At 63.0% G+C, this 17,905-nt stretch carries 15 protein-coding genes; 6 read left to right on the top strand and 9 right to left on the bottom strand.

All coding sequences use genetic code 11. From position 1 onward, the window contains the following. Nucleotides 1-62: 62 nt before the first annotated feature. The 7 genes from FHW81_RS27050 to FHW81_RS27020 all read right to left on the bottom strand — a co-directional run bounded on the left by FHW81_RS27050 (nucleotide 63) and on the right by FHW81_RS27020 (nucleotide 7,630). Complete coding sequence (locus FHW81_RS27050; RefSeq protein ID WP_019726381.1) at nucleotides 63-1,019, bottom strand: ABC transporter substrate-binding protein; 957 nt, start codon at nucleotides 1,017-1,019, stop codon at nucleotides 63-65. A gap of 11 nt (nucleotides 1,020-1,030) precedes the next feature. After that, nucleotides 1,031-2,017, bottom strand: coding sequence for an aliphatic sulfonate ABC transporter substrate-binding protein (locus FHW81_RS27045; protein WP_003113358.1), 987 nt, complete (start codon nucleotides 2,015-2,017; stop codon nucleotides 1,031-1,033). Between the two features lie 107 nt (nucleotides 2,018-2,124). Continuing rightward, nucleotides 2,125-3,276 (bottom strand): acyl-CoA dehydrogenase, encoded by a 1,152-nt coding sequence (locus tag FHW81_RS27040; RefSeq protein WP_003143826.1) that lies wholly within the window; start codon nucleotides 3,274-3,276, stop codon nucleotides 2,125-2,127. Between the two features lie 4 nt (nucleotides 3,277-3,280). Continuing rightward, nucleotides 3,281-4,363 (bottom strand): LLM class flavin-dependent oxidoreductase, encoded by a 1,083-nt coding sequence (locus tag FHW81_RS27035; protein ID WP_023087247.1) that lies wholly within the window; start codon nucleotides 4,361-4,363, stop codon nucleotides 3,281-3,283. Nucleotides 4,364-4,372: 9 nt separating this feature from the next. Beyond that, nucleotides 4,373-5,317, bottom strand: coding sequence for an ABC transporter substrate-binding protein (locus tag FHW81_RS27030; RefSeq protein WP_003097609.1), 945 nt, complete (start codon nucleotides 5,315-5,317; stop codon nucleotides 4,373-4,375). Nucleotides 5,318-5,326: 9 nt separating this feature from the next. Further along, nucleotides 5,327-6,394, bottom strand: coding sequence for an LLM class flavin-dependent oxidoreductase (locus tag FHW81_RS27025; protein ID WP_003130938.1), 1,068 nt, complete (start codon nucleotides 6,392-6,394; stop codon nucleotides 5,327-5,329). 339 nt (nucleotides 6,395-6,733) lie between these two features. After that, on the bottom strand, nucleotides 6,734-7,630 hold the full coding sequence (locus FHW81_RS27020; protein WP_019726383.1) for a LysR family transcriptional regulator: 897 nt from the start codon (nucleotides 7,628-7,630) through the stop codon (nucleotides 6,734-6,736). Nucleotides 7,631-7,742: 112 nt separating this feature from the next. Between FHW81_RS27020 and FHW81_RS27015 the strand changes: the two genes are divergently transcribed. From FHW81_RS27015 to FHW81_RS27000, 4 genes are all read left to right on the top strand, one after another. Further along, nucleotides 7,743-8,348, top strand: a complete 606-nt coding sequence (locus FHW81_RS27015) for a 3-mercaptopropionate dioxygenase (RefSeq protein WP_017149109.1) — start codon at nucleotides 7,743-7,745, stop codon at nucleotides 8,346-8,348. Then, complete coding sequence (locus tag FHW81_RS27010) at nucleotides 8,345-9,928, top strand: rhodanese-related sulfurtransferase (RefSeq protein ID WP_017001968.1); 1,584 nt, start codon at nucleotides 8,345-8,347, stop codon at nucleotides 9,926-9,928. Before FHW81_RS27015 ends, FHW81_RS27010 begins: the two co-directional genes overlap by 4 nt. A gap of 1,041 nt (nucleotides 9,929-10,969) precedes the next feature. Continuing rightward, nucleotides 10,970-11,767 (top strand): DUF5131 family protein, encoded by a 798-nt coding sequence (locus tag FHW81_RS27005; RefSeq protein ID WP_093976162.1) that lies wholly within the window; start codon nucleotides 10,970-10,972, stop codon nucleotides 11,765-11,767. A gap of 17 nt (nucleotides 11,768-11,784) precedes the next feature. Next, the gene (locus FHW81_RS27000; protein WP_093976161.1) at nucleotides 11,785-13,029 is read left to right on the top strand and encodes a three-Cys-motif partner protein TcmP; all 1,245 of its coding nucleotides are present in this window, start codon (nucleotides 11,785-11,787) and stop codon (nucleotides 13,027-13,029) included. Nucleotides 13,030-13,056: 27 nt separating this feature from the next. Here the strand turns inward: FHW81_RS27000 and FHW81_RS26995 are convergent, their stop codons facing one another. After that, nucleotides 13,057-14,112, bottom strand: a complete 1,056-nt coding sequence (locus tag FHW81_RS26995; RefSeq protein WP_093976160.1) for a phage portal protein — start codon at nucleotides 14,110-14,112, stop codon at nucleotides 13,057-13,059. Further along, nucleotides 14,109-15,872, bottom strand: coding sequence for a terminase ATPase subunit family protein (locus FHW81_RS26990; RefSeq protein WP_093976174.1), 1,764 nt, complete (start codon nucleotides 15,870-15,872; stop codon nucleotides 14,109-14,111). The genes FHW81_RS26995 and FHW81_RS26990 overlap by 4 nt, the downstream gene beginning before the upstream one ends. A 155-nt stretch (nucleotides 15,873-16,027) precedes the next feature. Here FHW81_RS26990 and FHW81_RS26985 point away from each other — a divergent pair, with 155 nt between their 5' ends. Further along, complete coding sequence (locus tag FHW81_RS26985; protein WP_015967183.1) at nucleotides 16,028-16,849, top strand: GPO family capsid scaffolding protein; 822 nt, start codon at nucleotides 16,028-16,030, stop codon at nucleotides 16,847-16,849. Nucleotides 16,850-16,884: 35 nt separating this feature from the next. Further along, nucleotides 16,885-17,901 (top strand): phage major capsid protein, P2 family, encoded by a 1,017-nt coding sequence (locus FHW81_RS26980; protein ID WP_087937296.1) that lies wholly within the window; start codon nucleotides 16,885-16,887, stop codon nucleotides 17,899-17,901. Nucleotides 17,902-17,905: the final 4 nt, after the last annotated feature.

Raw genomic sequence — 17,905 nt, 5'->3', positions numbered from 1 at the left:
TTATTGGAATAAAAAACAATCGATAAATAACTTATAGTTATCAATTAATGCCCGGGCAGCGCCTACCGGATATCCGCATCCGACGCCTGCCTGACCGCAAAGCCGCTGGCGAAGGTCGGCCGCACATCGAGGCGCTGCGGAATCAATCCATGGGCCTGGTAGAAATCGGCGGTCTCCTGCTGCTGGCCGAGCGTTCGCTCATCCAGCGCCTGCCAACGCAAGCGCCGGCGTTCGAACTGCAAGCGCGCGGCGTCCTCGGGGAAGCCGATGATCTGCGCCAGGCTTCGCGAATACTCGTCCAGGTGCAGGTACGCCCAGCGCTGGGCGCTGGCCAGGCGTTGCAGGTAGTCCTGCAGCACGGCGCGTTTCGCCGGGTCGGCCAGTGCGCTATCGGTAGCAGCGAGGAAGCTGTTGCCAGCCCACAGGCCGCGACCGTCGACCAGTACCCGAGCCTTGTCGGCGGTCTCCGCGAGCGCGGTGTAGGGCTCCCAGGTCGCCCAGGCATCCACGGAACCATTGGCGAGGGCCATTTTCGCGTCCACCGGGCCGAGGAAGCGGAATTCGACGTCCTTCTCGCCCAGCCCGACCGAGGCCAAGGCCTTGAGCGCGACGAAGTGGCCGATGGAACCGCGCCCGGTGGCAATGCGCTGACCTTTCAGGTCGTTGGCCGAGCGCAGCGGCGAATCCCCTCTCACCAGCACGGCGGTACCGTAGGGATCGGATTTGTCGACGGCGATGGCCTTCAGCCGGGCACCGGCGGCCAGGGCGAAGAGCAATGGCGCGTCGCCGATGATGCCGGCATCCACCGCACCGGCATTGAGTGCTTCGGCGAGGGGGGCGGCGGCGGGGAATTCGAACCAGCGGATGTCGTAGGTCAGCTCGTCCAGCGCGCCGGCAGCCTCCAACTGAGCGCGCATGTTGCCCTTCTGGTCGGCCAGGCGCAGGGTCACGCGCTCGTCGGCACAGGCCTGGCCGACGAGCAGGCAGAGAAGCAGGAACAGGCTCAGGGTCTGACGCATTCCGTAACTCCTCAACGCTGGCCGACGCGGAGGTCGGCGGGCAACTGGCGGGCCACTTCGGCGGCACCGGCGGACAGGCTGAAGTCGAACGCCGGGGCGACCTCCAGCGACTTCGGCAGCACGCCTTCGGCATGGAAGAAATCGGCGGCGGTCTGCAGGGTGGCGGCAACCTCCGGACCGAAGACCACAGGACTGATGCGCGCCTCGCCAACCCAGCGCCGAGTGACTTCGCGCGGCATGTTCAGATCCTTGGCCAGGGCCTCGGCGAACGCCTCCGGATGCCTCAGGGCCCAGGCCTGGGCACGCGCCAGGCGGGTCAGCAGGTCGCTGATCGCGGCCTTCTTGCGGGCGATCGCAGCGTCGCTGGCCAGGGCATAGGAGTAGCCGGTCATGATCCCGGCACCGTTGTCGATGACCCGCGCCTGATCGAGCAGCACGGCGCTGGAGGTATAGGGCTCCCAGGGCACCCAGGCGTCTACCGAGCCACGCACCAGGGCGGCGCGGCCGTCCACCGGACCAAGGAAGGAAAAGCTTACGTCCTGCGGTCCGAGGCCGGCGCGACGCAACGCGCCAAGGGCGAGGAAATGCCCCCAGCCGCCGCGATTGACGGCAATGCGCTTGCCCTTGAGGCCGGCCACCGAACGGATCGGCGAGTCCTTGCCGACCACCAGCGCCACGGTCGCCGGGTTGAAGTGCCAGGCGCCCACCGCCTTGAGCGGCGCGCCGGCAGCGTAGACGAAGAGGAACGGGATATCGCCGGTAAAGCCTATGTCCAGGGCCCCGGCGTTGAGCGCCTCGAGCACCGGTGCACCGGAGGGGAACGCCGACATTTCCAGCTTGTACGGCAGGTCGTCGAGCTCGCCGGACGCGCGCAGGGCGGCGTAGCGGTCGCCCTTCACATCGCCCAGGCGCAGGCTGATGAGGTCGGCGGCGCTGGCGGCTCCAGCGAGCAGGGTCGCGGCCAGCAGGCCGGCAAGCACACACAGGGGTCGTTTCATGGGCAATCTCCAGGCAGCTCCGCACGGAGCCGGGGCTATCCTGGGCTATCCGTTCCGCCGGTGCGGTCGCCGACAAGGCCAGGGTCGAGAATCGTGGGAGGTACGTTTCAAAGACTCAGCGCCGCCCTCCCCGCCGCGCTCCAGACGCTATCTTTCTGTGGCGTGTGGACACGTCCGCAAAGCACGTCGCGGTAGTGCCGCTGTAGCGGATTGTGCCGGCTGAGGCCGTGGTTGCCGCTCAGTTCCAGGGCCTTCTCGACCACCGCCAACGCGTTGTCGATGACCGCGACCTTGAGCAGCCCGGAGTCGCTGGCGGGCAACTGTCCGCAGCACGCGGCATCGAGCAGCAGGCGGTTCTGCAGGAGCAGGCCGTCGATCTCGCCGAGCGCCTCCTGCATCCTCGGCAGGCTCGCCAACGGCGCGCCGAGACTGGCCGGCACGCGCTCGCGCAGCCAGCCGACGAGCCACTCGCGGGCGCTCCCGGCGATACCGTCGTAGAGAGCGCCGAGCAACACCGCGCTAGCCTGGGCGAAGTCGCGCAGCACGGCCTGGTCCGGCGCCGGAGGCTGGTCGTGGGGATGCAGGCCGATGGCGTTTTCCAGAGGCACCGCCACCTCTTCGAAGAGCACCTCGTGGCTGCCGCTGGCGCGCATGCCCAGATGGTCCCAGCTCTCCACGATACGGATGCCTGGGCTGTCGCGGCGCACCAGCCAGGTACCCACGCGGGGGATCGGCTCGTCGCTGCGCGCCCATACCGCCAGCCAGGTCAGGCCGGGAATGCCGGTGGTGTAGAGCTTGTGCCCGGACAGCTGCCAGCCGTCGCCGACACGCCGCGCCAGCGTACCCGGCAGACCGCCGCGTGACGGCGAACCCAGCTCGGGCTCCACGCGCAGGCTATTGATCAACGCCCCCTGCTCCAGCACCTCGCGCGCCACGCGCCGCTTGAGCGCGCCGGGCCAATCGGGGTTATCGGCCAGGCGCCGCAAATGCAGGTACTGCATGCACAGCACCAGGGCCGTGGAGGGTTCGCCGCGAGCCACCGCGCCGATTACCCGGCGCAGCTCGCCGAGGCTGGCGCCGGGACCGCCGAGCGCAGGCGGCAAGGCCAGGGCGAGCAGCCCGTGGTGTCGCAGCAGGGCCAGGTTGGCATGGGGAAAATCTCCGCTGCGGTCATGGGCATCGGCGCTTTCCGCCAGTTGCCGGGTCAGTTCTGGCAGCCGTTCATCGAACGCCGCCGAGGGAGTCTGCAGGACGGCCATGGGATCAGGCCGTGGCGCGCCGGCGCTCGCGCTCGGCGACTTTGGCGCGGGTCAGCGGGATCAGCTCGCGGCCATATTCCACGGCATCGGCGAGGGGATCGAAACCGCGAATGAGGATATTGCGCACGCCCAGGTCGTAGTAGGCGAGCAGGGCGTCGGCCACCTGTTCCGCGGTACCAACCAGGGCGGTGGAGTTGTGCCCGCCACCGACCAGCCTGGCGATTCCGGTCCAAAGGCGCTCGTCGAGGCGCTCGCCCTGCTCCACCGCCTTGAGCAGACGCTGGGCGCCGACGCTCTGCGGCTTGCCCTTGGGGAAGCCGGCCTCGCCCAGGCGCGCGCCGGCGCTTGCGCGTATCGCCTCGGCCTTGGCCCAGGCCTCGTCCTCCGTGCGCCCGAGGATGGGCCGGAACGACAGGCTGAATTCCACTTCGCGACCATTCGAGCGCGCCTGTTCGCGCACAGCGGAGATGGTTTCGGCGGCCTGTGCCAGGGGTTCGCCCCAGAGCATGAACACATCGGCCTGCTTGCCGGCGACCTTCAGCGCGGCTTCCGAGGAGCCGCCGAAATACACCGGAATGTGCGGTTTCTGCTGCGGACGGATGGCCGAGAAGGCGTGCTCCACGCGGTAGTGCGCGCCGTGGAAATCGAAGGGTTCGGTGCTGGTCCAGGTGCGCTTGAGCAGTTCGATGAATTCGTCGCTGCGGGCATAGCGCTGGTCGTGGTCGAGATAATCGCCGTCCTTGCGCTGGTCGGCGTCGCTGCCGCCGCTGATGATATGCACCGCCAGGCGCCCGTCGAGGAGGTGTTCGAGGGTCGCCAGCTTGCGCGCGGCCAGGGTCGGGGCGACGAAACCGGGGCGGTGCGCCAGCAGCAGACCGATCCGGGAAGTGGCCAGGCCAGCGGCGGCGGCCACCAGGAATCCATCCGGCTGGTCCGACCAGTAGCCGACCAGGATTCGATCGAAGCCGGCCTCTTCGTGGGCGCGTGCGAAAGCGGCGATGTAAGTCTTGTCGAGGATAGGTCCGACCGGCGCGAGGGTCTCCGAGGCCAGGCGATGGCCGATCATGCCGAGAAACTGGATGCTCATGGTCCGTACTCAGTGGAAGGCTTCGTTGAAGGACGTGTCGATCACCGTGGAAGTGTCGAACGGCTTGGGCAAGGCACCGGTCTGCAGCAGGAAATCCGCGGTCTCCTGGTAGTCGGTGGCGGCCTGGGCGTCTACCGGGCCGACGCTCATGCCGGCCTGGCCGATCCAATGGCGGGAGACTGCCCGGTCGAGATTGGCCTTCTGCGCCCAGAGGTCAGCGTACTGCTCCTTGTGTGCCTCGACCCAGGCCCGTGCCTTGCGCAGGCGGCCGAGGAAGTCGGCGATCTGCGCGCGCCTGGGCTCGATGGAAGCAGCGTTGGCGGCGATGCTGGACAGCCCCGGCATCAGGTCGCGGGCGGTGAGAATCGGCCGTGCGCCGGAAACCACGATCTGCTGCGAGATATACGGCTCCCACACCGGAAAGGCATCGATGCTGCCGCGCGGCAAGGCGGCGGCGGCGTCGATCGGCATCAGCTTGACGAACTCCACGTAGTCCTTCGGCAGGCCGGCTTTCTCCAGCGCGCGCAAGGTCAGTTGCTGGCTCCAGGCACCGGGCCAGTAGGCGACTTTCCTGCCCTTGAGATCGGCAATGCTGCGCACCGGAGAATCCTTCGGCACCAGCAGGGCTATGGTATCGGGGTTCTGCCGCGAGACGCCGACCAGCTTCACCGGCGCACCCTTGGCGGCGAGGAAGATGAAGCCCGAGTCGCCGAGGAAACCCAGGTCCAGCGCTCCGGCCTGCAACCCTTCGGCCACCGGCGCGGCGGACTGGAAATGCTTCCATTCGACCTGGTAAGGCGCGCCTTCGAGAACTCCCGAGGCCTCCATGGAAGCCCGCACGTTGTAGTAGTTCTGGTCGCCCACACGCAACGTCGGCAGCTCTGCGGCCTGGGCCAGGGAGGCACCGAGCAGAAGCGTGGCGAAGCTGGTTAGCAGGTATTGCTTGAGTTTCATCGGAGTTCCTCAACCGGCGTGCCGCAACAGCGGCAGGCGGGCGATATGGTCATGTATGGCGGGAATCAGGCCCTGGCCGTAGCGCACGGCGTCGCCGAGCGGATCGAAGCCTCGAATCAGGAAGGTCGAGACGCCCAGCCGGTAGTACTCGCCAAGCGCAGCGGCAACCTGCTCGGGGGTGCCTACCAGGGCGGTGGAGTTCCAGCGCGCCCCGGTCAGCCGGGCCACGCCGGTCCACAAACGGCTGTCGAGCACCTCGCCCTGCTCGGCGGCGGCCAGCAGGCGCTGCGAACCGACGTTCTGCGGCTGGTGGTCGCGCAGCGGCAGACCGAGGCGCGCACGGTTCTCGCGGACCTGTTCGAGCACCTCGGCGGCACGCTTCCAGGCGGCCTCCTCGGTATCCGCGACGATCGGCCGGAATGACACCGAGAAGCGCGGATCGCGTCCCTGGGCCTTGGCGGCGGCGCGCACTCGGCGGATATGCCCGTCGACCGCGGCCAGCGGCTCGCCCCAGAGCATGTAGGTGTCGGCGTGCCTGGCGGCGACCTCGATGGCTGCGTCGGAGGAGCCACTGAAATAGATCGGTATGTGCGGCGACTGGCGCGGGCGCACCGCTGGCGAGGCGCCCTGGAAGCGGTAGAACTCGCCGTCGAAATCCACCGGTCCCGTGGCGGTCCAGATAGCACGCAGGGCTTGCAGGTATTCGTCGGTACGGGCGTAGCGGCGGTCATGGTCGAGGTAGTCGCCATCGCGCGCGAGGTCCTCGTCGTTACCACCACTGACTACGTTCAGGGCCAGGCGGCCCTCGCTGAACTGATCCAGGGTGGCCAGTTGGCGTGCCGCCAGCGGCGCTGCGATCACCCCCGGGCGATAGGCCAGGAGAACGCCAAGGCGCCGGGTGGCAGCGGCGACGAAGGAACTGACCACCGCGCCCTCGGCGGCATTGCTGAAATACCCCACCAGCACCCGGTCGAAGCCGGCGTCCTCATGGGCCTGGGCGAAACGCCGGACGAAACCGGCGTCCACAGCCTCCCCCAACGGCTGGTCCACCTCGGAACTCGGTGTGGCGGTGATCATGCCGAGAATTTCCACGCTCACGCTGTTGCCCTCGCCTGGGCCGCTCGACTGATAAGGTTGGCGGCTGTCGTTATAAGAAAAACATCTGCATGGGTGCTTTTCTTAGAAGCTACAGGCTGAAACTACATGATGGAAATTCATTTTTGTCATATCTTAATATGCTAAAAGCGCATATTTAGCTTTTCCGTCTTTTCGTTTCCCAAGGCGGACACTATGCGTAGCCGCCCTCGCTCCCTCTTCCCTCTGAAGCGAAAAGGGGCTCGCAGGGGAATGTTGATCCCGACTGCAGCCCCTTCTCATTCACGCTCCCGTCTCCCGGGGATCTCCCGGCGCCGCTACTCAACCGGCTTGCATATCCAACCCCTCGGCCACCGCCCTGCCGAACAGCCGTGCCGGCGTCTCCAGATTGCCCAGCAGGCGCGGACGCACCAGCCAGAGCTGGATCAGCGGCTGGAAATCCTCCAGTTGCAGCACCTGCAACTGATCGCGGTAGCGGCTACGCGCCAGGGCCGGCGCCGGCACCAGGCCGAGACCCCGGCCCGCGACGACCAGGCCCAGTTGCAGCTCGCTGCCGAAAGTCTCTAGGTTCAGTTGCAGGCCCAGGCCCTGATCGGCCAGGGCCCGTTGCAGGCCGGCACGGAAGCCGCAGCCATCGGGGTTGAGCACCCAGCCATGGTGGTAGCAATCGAGCAGGCGTCGCGCCTGGATGGCACTGTCGCGGGCGACCACCACGCAGAGTTCCATGCGCCCTAGGGGCGTGGCGCCGAGTTCTTCGGGGAACACCTTGCTTGGCGGAAACAACACCACTGCCGCGTCCAGTTCGGCATTCTCCAGGCGCGCCAGCAAATGGCTGCCCCAGCCAGTGCCGACCTGCGCGCGCAGCTCCGGGTACTCGTCGGCCAGCCGCCGAAGGGCATCCAGCAACACCACCTCGCCGATACTCTGCGGCACGCCCAGGCGCAGCACGCCACTTGGTGTGGAGTCACCGGCCACCAGTTCGCGCAGGCCATCCACCTCGCGCAGCACCCGCCGGCACTGTTCGTAGACCCGCAGTCCGCTGGCGGTGGGTTTGAGCGGCTTGGTATTGCGGTCCAGCAATGCCACTCCGAGGGACTCCTCCAGGCTCTGTACCCGCCGGGTGATCGCAGACTGGGTCAAACCCAGGCTCTCGGCGGCCTGGCTCAGGGAAGCGTTGCGGATCACCGCGACGAAGGCGTCGATGTCATCGATTTTCATGGGGCCGGCACCAATTGCATTTCTCGCATATTAGCTTAGATTCAAAATGCATTTCAGGAATAAAAAAGCGTTTGCTACCGTACCGCCAGAACTTCCCGGAGTGAATCCCCGCATGTCATCCATCCTGCGCCTCGACCGCCTGCGCCAGTTCATCGGCGAGCTGGCGACACTGCTCGACAGCCGTCCCGACGAATCCACCCTGCTCACCCAAGCCCACCCCCTGCTGGCCGAGCTGGTGCGCCAGGACGACTGGCTGCCGGAAGACTGCGCCCGCCCCGATCCACAGCGCTACCAACAGTACCTGCTGCATGTCGACTCACGGCAGCGCTTCTCGGTGGTCAGCTTCGTCTGGGGGCCAGGCCAGATCACACCGGTACACGATCATCGGGTCTGGGGCCTGATCGGCATGCTCCGCGGGGCCGAATACTCGCAGCCGTACGCCTTCGATGCGGGGGGGCGTCCGCATCCCAGCGGAGCCCGTCGACGCCTGGAGCCCGGCGAGGTCGAAGCGCTGTCGCCACGCATTGGCGACGTGCACCAGGTGAGCAACGCCTTCAGCGACCGCACATCCATCAGTATCCACGTCTACGGCGCCAATATCGGTGCGGTACGGCGTGCCGTGTTCAGCGCCGAAGGTGAGGAAAAACCCTTCATTTCCGGCTATTCCAACAGCCGCTTGCCCAATATCTGGGACCTGTCGAAAGAGAACCCCGCATGAGCCAGATCGCCGTACGCACCTTCCACGATATCCGCGCCGCTCTCCTCGCCCGCCGGGAGCTGGCGCTGCTCGACGTGCGCGAGGAGGACCCGTTCGCCCAGGCCCATCCCCTGTTCGCCGCCAACCTGCCGCTGTCCAGGCTGGAACTGGAGATCCATGCCCGGGTGCCGCGCCGCGACACGCCGATTACCGTCTACGACGACGGCGAAGGCCTGGCGCCGGTCGCCGCGCAACGCCTCCTCGACCTCGGCTACAGCGACGTGGCCTTGCTCGATGGCGGCCTGTCCGGTTGGCGCAACGCCGGCGGCGAGCTGTTCAGGGATGTGAACGTGCCAAGCAAGGCCTTCGGCGAACTGGTGGAGGCCGAGCGCCACACGCCATCGCTGGCCGCGGAGGAAGTACAGGCTTTGCTCGACGCCAGGGCCGACGCGGTGATCCTGGATGCCCGTCGTTTCGACGAATACCAGACCATGAGTATCCCCGGCGGCATCAGCGTGCCCGGCGCCGAACTGGTGCTGCGCGTCGCCGAACTGGCGCCGGACCCGCGCACCCGGGTGATAGTCAACTGTGCCGGGCGCACTCGTAGCATCATCGGTACCCAGTCGCTGCTCAACGCCGGCATCCCCAACCCGGTGGCGGCATTACGCAACGGCACCATCGGCTGGACGCTGGCCGGTCAGCAACTGGAACACGGCCAGACGCGACGCTTCGGTGCGATCTCCCAGGACACTCGCAAGGCCGCCGCCCAGCGCGCCCGTGCCGTCGCCGACCGCGCCGGCGTCGAACGCCTCGACCTGGCCGGTCTGGCCCAATGGCAGGACGAGCACGACCGCACCACCTACCTGCTCGACGTACGCACGCCCGAGGAATACGAAGCCGGTCACCTGCCTGGCTCCCGCTCCACGCCCGGAGGCCAGCTGGTTCAGGAAACCGACCATGTCGCCAGCGTGCGCGGCGCGCGCCTGGTACTGGTGGACGACGATGGCGTACGCGCCAACATGAGCGCCTCCTGGCTGGCCCAGATGGGCTGGCAGGTCGCGGTACTGGACGGACTCTCCGAGGCCGACTTCAGCGAGAGGGGCGCCTGGAGCGCGCCGCTGCCGAGGCAACCCCGGGCCGACACCATCGACCCGACCACCCTCGCCGACTGGCTGGGCGAACCGGGCACCCGGGTGCTCGACTTCACCGCCAGCGCCAACTATGCGAAACGCCACATCCCCGGCGCCGCCTGGGTATTGCGCAGCCAGTTGAAGCAGGCACTGGAACGGCTGGGCACGGCCGAGCGCTACGTACTCACCTGCGGCAGCAGCCTGCTGGCGCGCTTCGCCGTGGCGGAAGTCCAGGCACTCAGCGGCAAGCCGGTGTTCCTTCTCGACGGCGGCACCAGCGCCTGGGTCGCCGCGGGCCTGCCGACGGAAGACGGCGAAAGCCTGTTGGCGTCGCCGCGCATCGACCGCTACCGCCGCCCCTACGAAGGTACCGACAATCCGCGCGAAGCGATGCAGGGCTACCTGGACTGGGAGTTCGGCCTGGTGGAACAACTCGGTCGCGACGGAACCCACGGTTTCTTCGTGATCTGAAGCCATTACCCGACGAAATCGGAGAGTCATCGAATCGACGCCGGGCAGGCTGCGGAAACGATCCGGAAGTGCGGAAGAGCGGCGCCCCGAAAATGCAAAAGCCCCGCTCAGCGGGGCTTTTCAGTACGCGGATATGGCGGAGGCGGTGAGATTCGAACTCATATGAAACGCCCCAAGCTCGCTGGAGGCTGCATTATTCCTGGGCCCTACTATCCATTTTCACTCGCGTTTGTTCCCAGAGTGTTCCCAGCGTGTGCGAGAGAGCCTGGAAGCCTGCCGTCAAACCTGCCGTCCCAGGGCAACAGCCGGTTCCATGTTGACCCATTGAAATGGGGTAATTTTGGTAATCCCTCTTTGAAAAGTGAGTTTTTACCTTTAATTTCAGTGGTTTATGAAAAATCCTTAAAGGTAATAATATGGTAATTTTGAGGTAATCGAATTACCTTTCTCGAAGGTAAGTTCCTCAATTCACAACCCCCTTAAAAATCAATAAGTTACAGAAAAATTACCTTTTCAATTACCCTAAATTACCTTTCAAGGTAATCGCTGAAAGCCAGGAACCACGCGGCCTTCAGTCATCTTCAACTGTCAAATTACCAAAATTACCTTTTCCCAAGGGGTCGAGAGAAAACCAGGCAAGGAGAGGGCTTTGGCCGCTCCCAGAAAAGCACCTGCTCTGCAGGGTTTCGCAGGGATTCATCACCGCAGAAAGCCACCAGCAGCGCCCCGCCAAGCTTGCTGGCTGGGGTCCGCAGAAAGTGCAGAAAAAGAGGTCTATTTAGAGCGGAGGCGTGGCGGGGGGACGACTGCGCGCGCTGGAGTCAGCCCGAGATGCCCCTCTCTGACGAGCAATGCAACTACTCCGATCCCCTGCTCATTGAAAGCCAGCCCATAAACTCCAAAAACCAACCCATCTTGACTTCGGTAAGGCATAATGCTTGGGTAGATGGTTTAAATATGCAAAACCATGGGTGCTCTGCCCATGGCGTTGCTCTACATGCGATGCCTATCAAACGCAGGACCGATCGTACAGGTGTAGGGATGGCTGAGACCCAAATCGAGTGGACAGACTCCACATGGAACCCTGTTGCGGGCTGTTCAATTATCAGTGACGGCTGCAAGAACTGTTACGCCATGGAGATGGCGAGGCGCTTAGAGTCTATGGGCGTGGAGAAGTACAAAGGCCTAACTAGAAAATCTGGCAAGCGCACTGTATGGAATGGTGTGATCAGAGAGGACGAGAAATCCCTCTCTATTCCATACTCTTGGAAGAAACCTCGGAAGATTTTTGTTAACTCGATGAGCGACCTATTCCACGAGGACGTGAACGACGACTTCATTCTTCGCGTCTGGAATGTCATGCGCGAAACCCCACGACATAGCTATCAAATATTGACAAAGCGTCCTGAACGCATGAAAGAAATCATAAAGAGTAGAATCAAGGACATTCTTCCTAATGTGTGGATTGGAACCAGTGTAGAAAACTCCGAAGTGCTTCACCGTATAGAGAGCTTACGAAATGTACCTGCGGCCATACGATTTATATCATTCGAACCCCTAATTGACTCTGTGGGAGATGTGGATCTACGTAACATTGATTGGGCGATAGTCGGCGGCGAGAGTGGGCGAGGAGCTCGCCCAATCAAAGAAGAATGGATAGATGAAATTTATGAACAGTGCTTGCTAAGCGACACCGCCTTCTTCTTCAAGCAGTGGGGCGCTTGGGGAAAAGACAATACGAAGAGATCTAAAAAGGATAACGGTAGAGAGTACCGAGGACGGACATGGGACGAAATGCCTGTCACTATCGTAGGTAGTCTAGGTCAAGTCTCGATCTGATAGGGAATTCTTTAGAGATGACAGAAAAACGTTATAACTGGTTGGACGGCGCCATTCTAGATGATCATTCACGTCGAAAGCACAAGATACTAAGAGAGTATTTCTTTCAGTATCTAACTGTAAGGTGCCAGCTTCCCCAACAATCCAGATTCCGTTTAGCAGTCATCGATGGATTCTCCGGGGGCGGACGCTACCAATGCGGCACTCCTGGTTCTCCAGTTATTTTCATTGAAGAGCTAAAACATGCTTTAAAGCACATCAATTTAAATCGAGCATCCCAAGGGCTAGGGCTTATCACTATCGACTGCTTCCTGATTTTGAACGATGCCGATAAGAACGTTACCGCTTTCCTAAAGGAGACTCTCGCGCCAATTCTTGCAGAAGCCAAGGCCACGGAGGAGCGATTGTCACTTGAGGTTGCTTATTTTAGCGAACCCTTCGAGCAGCTTTACCCTAAAGTCAAGAACCTGCTATCCAAGCTTAGATGTAGAAACGTCCTCTTCAACCTCGACCAATGTGGCCACAGTCATGTCGACAGGAGAACAATTCTAGATATAACACGTTCGAACCCTTCCGCCGAAATATTTTACACATTCGCAATTGAGGCGTTAATTTCCTTTTTAAGAAAGTCCGATCCGGTCATGCTGGCTACACAGCTCGCCCCAATTGGAATACCTGAAAGTGAACTCAAGAATCTCGAAAACTATTTAAATACGAACAGTTGGTTGGGCGCGGCTGAACGATTGGTATTTCAAGCATTCAAAAGATGCGCACCATATGTTAGCCCTTTTTCAATTAATAACCCTTCCGGGTGGAGATATTGGCTAATACACTTTGCGAACTCGTACAAGGCACGTCAGGTTTATAACAACATTCTTCACGATAATAGCAGCGCACAGGCTCACTTCGGAAGGTCCGGCCTAAACATGTTATCCTACGACCCTGCGGAAGACGGAACTCTCTACCTGTTTGGAGACAGCGACAGGGAGAACGCTAGAATTGAATTGATTGAAGATATACCTAGAATCATCTCGGAATCAGGTGACGCGGTGTCTATCAGTGAGTTCTATTCGAGCATTTACAATGAAACCCCTGCGCATACAGATGATATACATACTGCAATAATTCAGAGCCCTGAAATTGAAGTCATCACCCCCACTGGTGGCACACGCAGAAAGGCAAACACAATCACGATCAATGACACTTTGAAGTTTAAGAGCCAGAGAATACTTTTCCCAATGTTCTCTGCAGAGAGAAAATAACTGCTACTCAAAAAAAAGTGCGGCAACTTACTCCTGTATCGGTGCCTCATAGGGCTGGAAGCGCACCACCTCCTCCCCGAGCCAATCGTTGATCTGCCGAAGTCGCGCCTGCATTGGCTCCAGTTCCAGGCTGGCCCAGACCGCTGCCGCGTCGCTGATGGATCCGAACCCACCAGCGTTCTGCGGCACCACCCCCATCAGCTGCGGATAGACCCGCAGACCGGCGAGCTGGTCGTCGCGGCTGATGTTCTTGATCGAGCCGAACTCGTCCTTGGCCGCAACCTCGCTGACCGGAATCAATTGGATCCCCTCCTTCTTCCCGTTCGGCGCGTAGACGAACAGGTTGCGGAAGTTGCCCGGCCCCTTCGCGGTCTTCAGCGCCGTGCGCAGCGCGTCGATGTCTTCCTCGTTCTGTGCGGCGTCGGTCATGTAGAGGATGAAGCCGGCGTGGCTGCCATTGTTGTAGTACTTACGCCGGAACAGCGTGGCCGACTCGTTCAGCAGGGCGCTCTGCAGGGCGCAGAACCACTCCGGCACCCCGTAGATTTCCTGGTTGATGTCGGCCTCGCGCAGCTGGATCACGCTGCCCTTCTCGAATTCGTGCTCATCCTTCCAGCTGCGCACCTGGTAGAACGTCTCCAGATCGGTGCCGCGGCGTAGGTATTTCGCCAGCGGCGCCTGCAGCGCCATCCGCGTGCCTAGGCGAGAGCGAGGCTGCTCGAGGTATGCCGAGCCGAATGTCAGCCAGTCCAGGGAGAACTGCTCGAACGTCGCCCGGCTGAGCAGGCGGTGTGGGATAAACGTCTTGGCCAGCATGTTGCGCTTGAACTTCAGGCCCGACTGCAGGTAGACGCTCGACCCCACCGCCTTGGCCAGCCCCTCCATGGACAGCGGCGGCTCGTACCACCGCCCGTTCGACCAGCACTCGAGGTAGTCGAGGATGCCCCGCCCGTCGAGCACCGGCATCGGGTCGCCGAAGGTGAAGGCCTCGGCACGGCCACCCTGGCGCGGGATGAACTCGCCTTCCTGGGCGGACTGGACTGTAACTGGCTGCTGGCGGCGGTGGCTGCGACGTTTGCTCATCCGAAAATCTCCATGCGCCCGGTATTCGCGGGGGTCTGCCCCTCGAGCGGCTCGTTCTGCAATGCGTGGAATAGCGCCCAGGCCAGATCGGCGTGGCCGGTGTTGTCGTTGCGGCCGGCGGTATAGGTGAACTGGCGCCCACCGGCTGTGATGGTCTTGCGGATAGCCATCAGCGCCTGGGCCAGGTCGGTCCAGCCGGCGTCGAATTCGAGGCGGCCGTTCTTGATCACTGACCAGGCCTTCATGACCAACTGCGTCTTCACCTCGGGCGAGTAGCTGAAGGTGCGCACCCCCGGGAAGAACTGGCGCACCAGTTGCGCGACGCCAGAGCCCATGCCGGTGGTGTCGACGCCGATGTAGGTGACCCAGTAGCGCTGGGTCACCTTGCGGATGAACTCGGCCTGCTCGGCGAAGTCCTTGCCGCGGAATTGATGGCGCTCCAGCACGCGGAACTTGCCGCCCGGTACCGCCGGCGGTGCCACCACGACCAGACCCGCAGTGTCGCCCGTCTCGGCGGGGTCATAGCCCAGCCACACCTGGCGATCACCGAACGGCCGCAGCGCGAACGGCTTGTAGTCCTCCGACCACAGGTCCCAGCTATCGACCATGCATGGCTGCAGCATGGTCAGCGGGAAAATGCTCGCGCCGTCGTCGACGAACTGGCACATCAGCAGGTTCTGGAAAGCCTCGGCGTCGTACTCGAGACGCAGCTCGTCGATGTCGAACAGGTCGCAGCCACGGGCCTCGGCATCGAGGATCGTGACGATCTGGCGCCAGATGCGGTCCTCGCACAGTCGCCCTTGCTGCAGGGCGTCATGACTTACGTCGATCTTGATGCGATCGGCAGCTGGCTTGCCCTTGTTGAAGCGCTCGCCAGTCCAGAATGTGTAGGCCTCATGCGCCATCGAGCTGGGCGTCGAGAAATAGGTCCGCCGGTAGCGCTTCTGCATCGCCATACCGCTGGCGACCTTGTTCAGCTCCTTGAACTTGAACGTCCAGAAGAACTCGTCGAAGTAGAAGTTACCGTGGTAGCCCTGGGCAGTCCGCGCGTTGGTACCGAGGAAGTGCAGTTCCGCGCCGTTCGGCAGGATGATCGGGTCGCCCTTCAGTTCGACACCTACCGCATCGCGCGCGAAGGCCTGGATATACGCCTTGAAGATGTGTGCCTGGGCCTTGCTGGCCGACAGGAATATCTGGTTGCGCCCCGTTTCCAGCGCGTCGATCAGCGCCTCGCGGGCGAAGTAGAACGTGGCGCCGATCTGTCGCGACTTGAGAATCACGCGGGTTCGCTGATTACCCGCGCGGTACCAGTCTCTCTGGTAGTCGAAGCAACCGTCGAGGAAGGCCTCGACCAGTTTCTCGGTCAGTTCCTCGCTGATGTCGTTACGCTTCGGCTTGCGCTTGGGACCTTCGTTACGCTTGGCAAGCTCGGGGTTCAGGTCGGTTTCGGTACCACCGCCCTGGTAGCGCTGGATCCGCGCCTGGCGCTCAAGCTGCCGATGCAGCAGGTCGATTTCCTTGTAGTCACCGCCGGTCTTGCAGTCCTTCAGGATCAACTGAACCAACCGGGCTTCCAGGGCGCCTCCGATCCGTTCTACGCTGTCGGCCCGGTCCCATCCGTCGCGGTCCTTCCATGAGTGAAGGGTCTTGTCCTTCTCGCCCAGGTGATCGGCGATGTCGCAGACACGCCAACCCATCCAGTACAGGAATTTGGCCTGGCGACGGTTGTCACGGATGGGAATTTCGACGGCAGCGTTCATGGCGCAGATGCTGCCGCCCACCCTCGCCCTTCAGTAGCGCCGCCCCTTGTAGCTCCGCCCCCTACAATCCCGCGTGATTGCTGGGCCGCGCGCGCGTCCCGAACATGCCCCTCATTGCCATGCACCCCGCATCAGCCGCATTGAGGACTCCCGGCATGAAGAAATTCCGCAGCAAATGGTTCCGCATCGCCGTCGAAGGGGCGACCACGGACGGCCGCAACATCGAGCGCGACTGGATCGAGCAGATGGCCGCGCAGTACGACCCGAACACCTACGGCGCGCGGATCAACTGCGAGCACATCAAGTGGGCCTGGCCGGCTGGTGAGTTCGGCGCCTATGGCGACGTGCTGGCGTGCAAGGCGGAAGAGATCGACATCAACGGGCAGAAGAAGCTTGCCCTCTTCGCCCAACTGGAGCCCAACCAGGCGCTGCTGGAACTGAACAAGCAGCGGCAGAAGGTCTACACCTCGGTCGAGATCGATCCCAAGTTCGCCGACACCGGCAAGGCCTACTTGGTCGGCCTGGCCATCACCGACTCACCCGCCAGCCTGGGCACCGAGGCGCTGTCCTTCAGCGCAAAGAACGGGACCCTCGCCAGCCGCAAGACCAACCCCGACACCCTGTTCAGCGCTGCCGAAGAGGGCACCCTCGAGTTCGAGGAATACGAGGACAAGCCCTCGGTCGGCGCGGCGCTGTTCACCAAGGTCAAGGAACTGCTCAAGGGCAAGGAAGCCCGCACCCAAGCCGAGTTCGGCCAGGTCGGCGAGGCCGTCGAAGCGATCGCCGAGCACAGCCGCGACCTGGGTGAGCAACTCGGCGAGCAGAAGAAGCAGACTCAGCAACTGGCCAGCCAGCTGGACAAGGTCACCAAGGAACTGGCGGACCTCAAGAGCACCCTCGATAGCACCCGGGACCACAGCCAACAGCAGCGGCCCCCGGTCACCGGTGGCGGCAGTGTCGCCCTGACCGACTGCTAACCGTCCCCCGCCCCGGTATCCAAAGGAAAAGCACCATGCGCAACGAAACCCGCAAACAGTTCGACGCCTACCTGGCGCAGCTCGCCAAGCTCAACGGCGTGAACTCCGCCGTCCAGACCTTCGCCGTCGAGCCGAGTGTCCAGCAGAAGCTGGAGCAACGTATTCAGGAGTCCAGCGAGTTCCTGAAGCAGATCAACGTCTACGGCGTCGACGAGCTGCAAGGCGAGAAGATCGGCATCGGCGTCAGCGGCACCATCGCCAGCCGTACCGATACCACCGGCGACGGTGTACGCAAGCCGCGTGACGTGTCCGCGCTCGACAACCAGCGCTACGAGTGCAAGCACACCGATTTCGACACCGCCATCACCTACGCCATGCTCGACGCCTGGGCCAAGTTCCCGGAGTTCCAGGCCCTGCTGCGCGACGCGATCCTCAAGCGCCAGGCCCTCGACCGCCTGATGATCGGCTTCAACGGTACCAGCGCCGCGGCTACCACCAACCGCGCCGCCAACCCGCTGCTGCAGGACGTGAACATTGGCTGGTTCCAGCAGTACCGCAACAACGCTCCGGCACGGGTACTGAAAGAAGGGAAGACCGCCGGCAAGGTGGTAGTCGGCAACGGCGCCGACGCCGACTACAAGAACCTCGACGCCCTGGTGTTCGACGTGGTCAGCAGCCTGATCGATCCCTGGCACCGCCGTGACCCGGGCCTGGTGGTGATCCTCGGCCGCGAGCTGGTCCACGACAAGTACTTCCCGATGGTGAACAAGGACCAGCCGGCAACCGAGAAGATCGCCACCGACCTCATCCTGTCGCAGAAGCGCATGGGCGGCCTGCCGCCGGTGGAAGTGCCCTACGTGCCCGAGAAGGGCCTCATGGTCACCACCCTGAAGAACCTGTCGCTCTACTGGCAGATCGGCGGTCGCCGCCGCTACCTGAAGGAGGTACCGGAGAAGAACCGCATCGAGAACTACGAGTCCAGCAACGACGCCTACGTCGTCGAGGACTACGGCCTCGGCTGCGTGGTCGAGAACATCGAAGTCGCGGAGTAGATGA

The sequence above is a fragment of the Pseudomonas sp. RC10-4-2 genome (assembly GCF_050433085.1).
Classification (GTDB): domain Bacteria; phylum Pseudomonadota; class Gammaproteobacteria; order Pseudomonadales; family Pseudomonadaceae; genus Pseudomonas; species Pseudomonas aeruginosa.
Note: the sequence above shows the minus strand (reverse complement) of the source record. Positions and strands in the feature narration are given on the sequence as shown.

Bases quoted from the DNA above. Each gene is read 5' to 3' on its own strand.
- FHW81_RS27050 (WP_019726381.1), bottom strand. From the start codon at position 1,019: ATGCGTCAGACCCTGAGCCTGTTCCTGCTTCTCTGCCTGCTCGTCGGC.
- FHW81_RS27045 (WP_003113358.1), bottom strand. From the start codon at position 2,017: ATGAAACGACCCCTGTGTGTGCTTGCCGGCCTGCTGGCCGCGACCCTG.
- FHW81_RS27040 (WP_003143826.1), bottom strand. From the start codon at position 3,276: ATGGCCGTCCTGCAGACTCCCTCGGCGGCGTTCGATGAACGGCTGCCA.
- FHW81_RS27035 (WP_023087247.1), bottom strand. From the start codon at position 4,363: ATGAGCATCCAGTTTCTCGGCATGATCGGCCATCGCCTGGCCTCGGAG.
- FHW81_RS27030 (WP_003097609.1), bottom strand. From the start codon at position 5,317: ATGAAACTCAAGCAATACCTGCTAACCAGCTTCGCCACGCTTCTGCTC.
- FHW81_RS27025 (WP_003130938.1), bottom strand. From the start codon at position 6,394: ATGATCACCGCCACACCGAGTTCCGAGGTGGACCAGCCGTTGGGGGAG.
- FHW81_RS27020 (WP_019726383.1), bottom strand. From the start codon at position 7,630: ATGAAAATCGATGACATCGACGCCTTCGTCGCGGTGATCCGCAACGCT.
- FHW81_RS27015 (WP_017149109.1), top strand. From the start codon at position 7,743: ATGTCATCCATCCTGCGCCTCGACCGCCTGCGCCAGTTCATCGGCGAG.
- FHW81_RS27010 (WP_017001968.1), top strand. From the start codon at position 8,345: ATGAGCCAGATCGCCGTACGCACCTTCCACGATATCCGCGCCGCTCTC.
- FHW81_RS27005 (WP_093976162.1), top strand. From the start codon at position 10,970: ATGGCTGAGACCCAAATCGAGTGGACAGACTCCACATGGAACCCTGTT.
- FHW81_RS27000 (WP_093976161.1), top strand. From the start codon at position 11,785: ATGACAGAAAAACGTTATAACTGGTTGGACGGCGCCATTCTAGATGAT.
- FHW81_RS26995 (WP_093976160.1), bottom strand. From the start codon at position 14,112: ATGAGCAAACGTCGCAGCCACCGCCGCCAGCAGCCAGTTACAGTCCAG.
- FHW81_RS26990 (WP_093976174.1), bottom strand. From the start codon at position 15,872: ATGAACGCTGCCGTCGAAATTCCCATCCGTGACAACCGTCGCCAGGCC.
- FHW81_RS26985 (WP_015967183.1), top strand. From the start codon at position 16,028: ATGAAGAAATTCCGCAGCAAATGGTTCCGCATCGCCGTCGAAGGGGCG.
- FHW81_RS26980 (WP_087937296.1), top strand. From the start codon at position 16,885: ATGCGCAACGAAACCCGCAAACAGTTCGACGCCTACCTGGCGCAGCTC.